Below are 6,627 nucleotides of genomic sequence, written 5' to 3'. Positions count from 1 at the left end.
CGACCCGAACCAGCCGCAGGACTGCCAGACCCGCACCACCGACGGCGCCGAGCCCTACGAGGGCCCGAACACCACGCACCTGACGGTCGCCGACGCCGAGGGCGACATCGTCTCCTACACGCTCACCATCGAGCAGACCGGCGGCAGCGGCATCGTCGTGCCGGGGCGCGGTTTCCTGCTCAACAACGAGCTGACCGACTTCAACTTCACCCCGGTCACGCCGGGTGAGCCGGACCCGAACCTGCCGGGCCCGAGCAAGCGGCCGCGCAGCTCGATGAGCCCGACGATCGTGCTCAAGGACGGCCAGCCGTACCTGGCGGTCGGCAGCCCCGGTGGCGCGACGATCATCACCACCGTGCTGCAGAGCCTGACCGGGCGCCTGGACCGCGGCATGTCGCTGGTCGACGCCATCGCCGAACCCCGCGCGTCCGAGCGCAACGGCAAGCAGACCGAGGCGGAACCGGCCTTCCTGGCGCAGCCGGAGGCGGAGAAGCTGAAGGCCATCGGCCACGAGTTCAAGCAGGTCGAGGAGATCGGTGCGGCGACCGGGGTGGAACGCCTCCCGGACGGCCGCTGGATCGCCGCGGCCGAGCGCGAACGCCGAGGTGGCGGCGCGGCAGCGGTCGTGGACCCGACCCGCTGACCCGAACACCGGAGGGCTCCGCTCGCCAGCACGGCGAACGGAGCCCTCCGTCGTTCCGTCAGGTGGTTCGGGTGGCGTGCCAGATGGCGTGCTCCCGGGTGATCGCCGCTTCCGCGTCGGTGACCGCCGCCGACCACTGCTGCTCGTCGAGGTCGGTGTCCAGGCCGTCCCGGATCGCGCCCAGTTCGCGGGTGACCCGGTGGTAGGTCGCGGCCTTCGCCGCGTGCCGGCGGGTCGCGGCCCACGCCGCGAGCGCGGCGACCAAGGCCGCCGCCACTGCTGCCGCGGTGGCTCCGGCCTTGGTCAGCCCGGTGATGCCGAGCGCCTCGCTCAGCGCTCCGGCCACGCCCACTACCTCCGCTACCAGCATCGCGGTGCGGAAGGACCGGGCTCGCCGCTGGTGGTGCAGCGCGCGGGTCTGGTACCAGTCCTGCTGGTCGAGCATCCGGCCGATCAGGTACGCCTCCTTGCGCTCGGCCAGCGACGCGGCGCGCAGAGCCCGCATCCGCGCGGTGATCGTCTCGGCGGTGTGCTGCGACAGCGGGACGTCGGGGAGTTCCTGCTGCAGGGTGCGCAGGCGTTCGGCGAACCGCTCGTCGGCCCGCGCGGAGCCGGCCGGGAACGGTGCCGCGCCCACGGCGTAGCGCCAGGACAGCGTCTTGACCGACGTCGCGAGGGTGCGGCTCTCCGCCCACAGCCGGTCCGGGCGGGTGCTGATCACGGCCAGCTCCACCACCAGCGCTCCGACGAACGCCAGCGCGGCGCCCACCGCGAACAGGTCGGTGCCGTCGACGGGCAAGGTCATCGCGGCGAACGCGGCCGCGGCGACGACCAGCACCAACCGCGATCGCGCGGCCCGGATGTAGACGTGCTGCTGGCGGGTCGCGGCGGCGTCCGCCGCCTGGAACAGACCGGGGTAGTCGTCGGGGGTCAGCGCTGGCAGCTGTTCGGTGCTCGACATGGCCACTCCGTGACTCGGGGCCCCTAGTGAATCGCGTCCGCCGGGTGATCCGAATCGGCCGATTCGGCACAACTGCCACCACGCGGCTCAGCGCGGCCGACGACTAGACTCGTCGGGTCGCCAACCACCACCGCCGAACTCCCAGGGGGCCCATGTGACCGTCCAGCCGATCAGACTCTTCGGCGACCCAGTGCTGCGCACCAGGGCCGACGAGGTGGTCGACTTCGACAAGGAGCTGCGCACCCTCGTGCAGGACCTGTGGGACACCATGGAGTCGCAGGGCGGTGCCGGGCTGGCGGCGCCGCAGCTGGGCGTCGGCCTACGGGTGTTCACCTACCACTGCGACGGCTTCGCGGGGCACTTGGTCAACCCGACCTGGACGGCTGTCGGCGGCGACGAGCAGTTCGGCCCGGAAGGGTGCCTGTCCATCCCGGAGATGTTCTGGGAGTGCGTGCGCGCCAAGCACGTGGTGGCGCGCGGCTGGAACATGCACGGCGAGCCGGTCGAGGTGGAGGGCACCGACCTGCTGGCGCGCTGCATCCAGCACGAGTCCGACCACCTGGACGGCGTGCTGTTCGTCGACCGGCTCGACGAGCAGACCCGCAAGGAGGCGCTGCGCGAGATCCGCCGCGCGGAGTGGTTCAACGGCGACGTCCCGGTGATCAAGGAAAGCCCGCACCCCCTGTTCGGAGGCCGCTGATGCGAGTGGTCTTCGCCGGAACCCCGGCGCCTGCCGTCCCGGCGCTGCGCGCCCTGCTGGAATCCGACCGGCACGAGGTCGTCGCCGTGGTCACCCGCCCGGACGCGCCCGCCGGGCGCGGTCGCAAGCTGGTGCGCTCGCCCGTCGGCGCGCTCGCCGACGAGCACGGCATCGAGGTGCTCACGCCCGCTCGTGCTTCGGAACCGGACTTCCTGGCGCGGCTGCGGGAACTCGAACCCGACTGCTGCCCGGTGGTGGCCTACGGCGCGCTGCTGAAGGAGGAGGCGCTGGCCATCCCGAAGTTCGGGTGGATCAACCTGCACTTCTCGCTGCTGCCCGCGTGGCGCGGCGCCGCTCCGGTGCAGGCCGCGATCCGGCACGGCGACGAGATCACCGGGGCCAGCACCTTCCGCATCGTCCGGGAGCTGGACGCCGGACCGGTCTTCGGCGTGGTGACCGAGCAGGTGCGCCCCACCGACACCTCCGGTGAACTGCTGGACCGGTTGGCGGTGTCCGGTGCCGGACTGCTGGCGGCGACCCTCGACGGCGTCGAGGACGGCACGCTGCGGGCGGAGGAGCAGCCCGCCGACGGCCAGAGCTACGCGCCGAAGGTCACCGTCGAGGACGCGAAGGTGGACTTCACCGCGCCCGCGACCGCGGTGGACCGCCTGGTCCGGGCGGTCACGCCCGACCCAGGGGCCTGGGCGCTGCTGGGCGACGAGCGGTTCAAGCTCGGCCCGGTGTCCATCGTGGACGATCAAGAACTGCCGCCGGGCGAGATCCGGGTGGAGAAGCGCCGCGTGCTGGTCGGCACCGGGACCTCGGCGGTCGCGCTGGGCGAGGTGCAGGCGGCGGGCAAGAAGCGGATGGCGGCCACCGACTGGGCCCGCGGAACACGCATCGAGCAAGGAGAACGGCTCAAGTGAACGAACGCCGCCGTCGGCCGAACCGGCCGGGCCAGGCCCGCCCACCGCGACGCAAGTCCGGCCCGCCGCGACCGGTGGAGGTCGACCCGGTGCGCCTGGTCGCGGTCGAAACGCTGCGCGCGGTCCGGGAACGCGACGCCTACGCCAACCTCGCGCTGCCGCCGCTGCTCAAGCAGCGCCGGATCACCGGACGCGACGCCGCGCTGGCCACCGAGCTGACCTACGGGGCGTGCCGGGCGCAGGGCCTGCTGGACGCCGTGATCGACGACTGCAGCAACCGGCCGCTGTCCGAAATGGACCCGAAGCTGCTCGACGCGCTGCGCATCGGCGTCTACCAGCTGCTGCGCACCCGCATCCCGGCGCACGCCGCCGTTGCATCCACTGTGGACATCGTGCGGTACGAATCCGGTTCGAAGCTGGCCGGTTTCGCCAACGCGGTGCTGCGAAGCGTCACCGAGCTGGACGAGCAGGGCTGGGTCGACAAGCTGGCCCCGGCGCGCTCCGAAGACCCGGTCGGCCACCTCGCGATGCGCTACGCGCACCCGAAGTGGATCGCGCAGGCCTTCGCCGACGCGCTCGGCATCGACGAGCTGGAAGCGGCGCTGGCCGCCGACGACGCCCGGCCGGCGGTGCACCTCACCGCCCGCCCGGGCGAGATCAGCGCCGACGAGCTCGCCGCGATCACCGGCGGCGACCCGGCGCCGTACTCGCCGTACGGGGTGCGGCTCGAAGCGGGCGCGGGCGATCCGGGCGACCTGGAACCGGTGCGCGAAGGCTTCGCGGCGGTGCAGGACGAGGGCAGCCAGCTGGTCGCGCTCGCGCTGACCCGACCGGAGCTGACCGGCCCCGACCTGCGCTGGCTCGACCTGTGCGCGGGCCCGGGCGGCAAGGCGAACCTGCTCGGTTCCCTGATCACCATGGACGGCGGCACCCTCGACGCGGTCGAGCAGGCCCCGCACCGCGCGGACCTGATCCGGCAGGCGACCGAGGGGCTGTCGGTGAACGTGCACGTCGGCGACGGTCGCGACCCGGGCCTGGAGCCGGGCTTCGACCGGGTGCTGGTCGACGCGCCGTGCACCGGGCTGGGCGCGCTGCGGCGGCGGCCCGAGGCGCGCTGGCGGCGCAAGCCCTCGGACGTCGGCGACCTGACGAAGTTGCAGCGGGAACTGCTGCTCTCGGCGATCGGCCTGACCCGCCCCGGCGGTCTGGTGGCCTACGTGGTGTGCTCGCCGCACCTGCCGGAGACCGAAGGGGTGGTCGCCGACGCGATCCGCCGCACCGGCGTGACCCAGCTCGACGCCCGCCCGTACTTCCCGGACGTCCCGGACCTGGGCGAAGGCCCGTCGGTCCAGCTCTGGCCCCACCGCCACGGCACCGACGCGATGTTCTGCGCCCTCCTCCAAGTCCCGGCCTGACCGGCTCCGAGCCGGAGACCCGCGCAAATTCACTGGAAATCGGACCTCCGATTTCCATTGAAATTGCGGAAGAACTCCACAGGCCGGGGGAGTTGTCCACATCCGTCGGTGTGTCGGGACCCGACACACCGACGAATGTCCGGTCGCCCTGGATCCGCCGCCGGTGCGGAGTGCCGACTCCGTGCGCGCGGTGGGACCACAGTTTCAATGGAAACTGTGATTCGCCGTGGGTGGGATTTACAGTTTCAATTGAAACTGCGGTCCCTCGGGTGAGAGGTGAGGTGCGTCGGGAGTGGACTTCCAGCGGTGGTTGGCCGTGGCGGTGGGGGAGGCCGAGGCCGGGTTGGCCGAGGGCGGGATTCCCATCGGTGCGGCGTTGATCGGTCGCGACGGCGAGGTGCTCGGCAAGGGGCACAACCGGCGCGTGCAGGACGACGATCCTTCGGTGCACGGGGAGACCGCGGCCTTCCGGAACGCCGGGCGGCAGCGGTCCTACGCCGGGACGACGATGGTGACGACGTTGTCGCCGTGCTGGTACTGCAGCGGGCTGGTGCGGCAGTTCGGGATCAGCCGGGTCGTCATCGGCGAGGCCGAGAACTTCCACGGGGGTCACGACTGGCTCGCCGAGCACGGCGTCGAGGTCGTGCTCCTCGACGACCCGCACTGCACCCGGATGATGGCCGACTTCATCACCGAACACCCCGAGCTCTGGTACGAGGACATCGGCGAAGACGCGCGCTGACGGCGGTCAGCCCTGGGCCGCGGTCCGGCGGCGGAGGAAGTGCACCAGCAGGCCGATCACCAGCCAGACCGCCGCCACCACCAGAGCCAGCCGGCTGGCCGTGACCAGGACGACCAGCGAGATCAGACCGCCGATCACCGGGACGACCACAGTGGACACCCGCTGTTCCCGGCCGGGGACGGCGAAGTAGCCGATCACCGAGGCGTGCAGCAGGACGAACGCGGTCAGCGCGCCGACCGTCACCATCGACGACAGGACCTCCAGGCCGTCCTCCGCCGAGGCAGCCCACACCGACACCAGCAGCGTCACCACCGCCGCCAGCAGGGTCGCGTTGCGCGGGACGTGGCTCCGGCGGTCGATCCGGGCCAGCGCAGCGGGCAGCTGGCCGTCGCGGGCCATGCCGAACAGCAGCCGGCTCACCGCCGCCTGCGCGATCATCGCCGAGAACGCCGGGGCGATCGCCTTCACCGACGTGACCGCCACCGCCAGCCAGCTGCCCAGCGCGGCCCGGAGCATGTCGTAGAACGCCGAGTCCTGCGCACTCGGATCCGCCGCCAACTCCTGCGGGGTCAGCGGGTTCAGCAGCGACGCCAGGTAGGTCTGCACGAAGAACAGCACGCCGCTCAGCGCCAGGCAGAACAGCAGCGCCCGGCCGACCTGGCGCGACGAGCCGGTGTTCTCCTCGGCGAACGAGGCGATCGCGTCGAAGCCCAGGAACGACAGCACCGCCACCGACACCGCGCCCAGCACCGCCAGCGGGGCGAACTCGCCGAACCCGGTCAGCGGGGACAGCCACGGCCGCGCCGGGCCCTCGCCGGCCAGCACCACGAGAGCGGCGACCACGAACACCGCGAGCAGCACGATCTCCACCGCCAGCACCACCGTGCCGACGATCGCCGCGACCTTGACCCCGGTCAGGTTCAGCGCGGTGACCACCGCGATCGCCACGCCGGTGGCCAGCCACACCGGGATCTGCGGCACCAGCGAGTTGGTCGCGATGCCGACGAACAGCGAAGCGACGCTCGGGATGAACAGGTAGTCCAGCATGATCATCCAGCCGGCGATGAAGCCCGGAGCGCGCCCCAGCCCGGCGGAGGCGTAGGCGAACACCGACCCGGCCAGCGGCACTGCGGCCGACATCCGGGTGCAGTGCGGGTCGTCGAGGAGCACGACCTCGACGCCGTGCTCGGCGAGCCAGTCGTGACCCCCGTGGAAGTTCTCGGCCTCGCCGATGACGACC

General features: G+C 72.3%; 7 protein-coding genes. 5 read left to right on the top strand and 2 right to left on the bottom strand.

What is annotated here, in order from left to right; translation table 11 throughout:
* A partial coding sequence (locus tag OU415_RS37635; protein WP_270954555.1) for a gamma-glutamyltransferase occupies positions 1-643 on the top strand: 643 nt, incomplete at its 5' end.
* A 58-nt stretch (positions 644-701) separates the two neighbouring features.
* On the opposite strand, the gene OU415_RS37630 is transcribed toward OU415_RS37635, so the two are convergent.
* Positions 702-1,604, bottom strand: coding sequence for a DUF4231 domain-containing protein (locus OU415_RS37630; protein ID WP_270954554.1), 903 nt, complete (start codon positions 1,602-1,604; stop codon positions 702-704).
* 154 nt (positions 1,605-1,758) lie between these two features.
* Between OU415_RS37630 and def the strand changes: the two genes are divergently transcribed.
* The 4 genes from def (at position 1,759) to OU415_RS37610 (ending at position 5,387) form a co-directional block, all read left to right on the top strand.
* Complete coding sequence (def, locus tag OU415_RS37625; RefSeq protein ID WP_270954553.1) at positions 1,759-2,304, top strand: peptide deformylase; 546 nt, start codon at positions 1,759-1,761, stop codon at positions 2,302-2,304.
* Positions 2,304-3,230, top strand: coding sequence for a methionyl-tRNA formyltransferase (gene fmt / locus OU415_RS37620; RefSeq protein WP_270954552.1), 927 nt, complete (start codon positions 2,304-2,306; stop codon positions 3,228-3,230). The genes def and fmt overlap by 1 nt, the downstream gene beginning before the upstream one ends.
* Positions 3,227-4,645, top strand: a complete 1,419-nt coding sequence (locus tag OU415_RS37615) for an RsmB/NOP family class I SAM-dependent RNA methyltransferase (protein WP_270954551.1) — start codon at positions 3,227-3,229, stop codon at positions 4,643-4,645. Before fmt ends, OU415_RS37615 begins: the two co-directional genes overlap by 4 nt.
* Before the next feature lie 292 nt (positions 4,646-4,937).
* The gene (locus tag OU415_RS37610) at positions 4,938-5,387 is read left to right on the top strand and encodes a nucleoside deaminase (RefSeq protein ID WP_270954550.1); all 450 of its coding nucleotides are present in this window, start codon (positions 4,938-4,940) and stop codon (positions 5,385-5,387) included.
* A gap of 6 nt (positions 5,388-5,393) precedes the next feature.
* On the opposite strand, the gene OU415_RS37605 is transcribed toward OU415_RS37610, so the two are convergent.
* Positions 5,394-6,627: APC family permease (locus tag OU415_RS37605; protein ID WP_270954549.1), on the bottom strand; the 1,234-nt coding region annotated here is incomplete at its 5' end.

It is taken from the genome of Saccharopolyspora oryzae (assembly GCF_027853915.1).
Taxonomy (GTDB): Bacteria; Actinomycetota; Actinomycetes; order Mycobacteriales; family Pseudonocardiaceae; genus Saccharopolyspora; species Saccharopolyspora oryzae.
The sequence above is the reverse complement of the archived record's forward strand: the minus strand, read 5'-3'. Positions and strand labels throughout refer to the sequence as shown.

Bases quoted from the DNA above. Each gene is read 5' to 3' on its own strand.
- OU415_RS37630 (WP_270954554.1), bottom strand. From the start codon at position 1,604: ATGTCGAGCACCGAACAGCTGCCAGCGCTGACCCCCGACGACTACCCC.
- fmt (WP_270954552.1), top strand. From the start codon at position 2,304: ATGCGAGTGGTCTTCGCCGGAACCCCGGCGCCTGCCGTCCCGGCGCTG.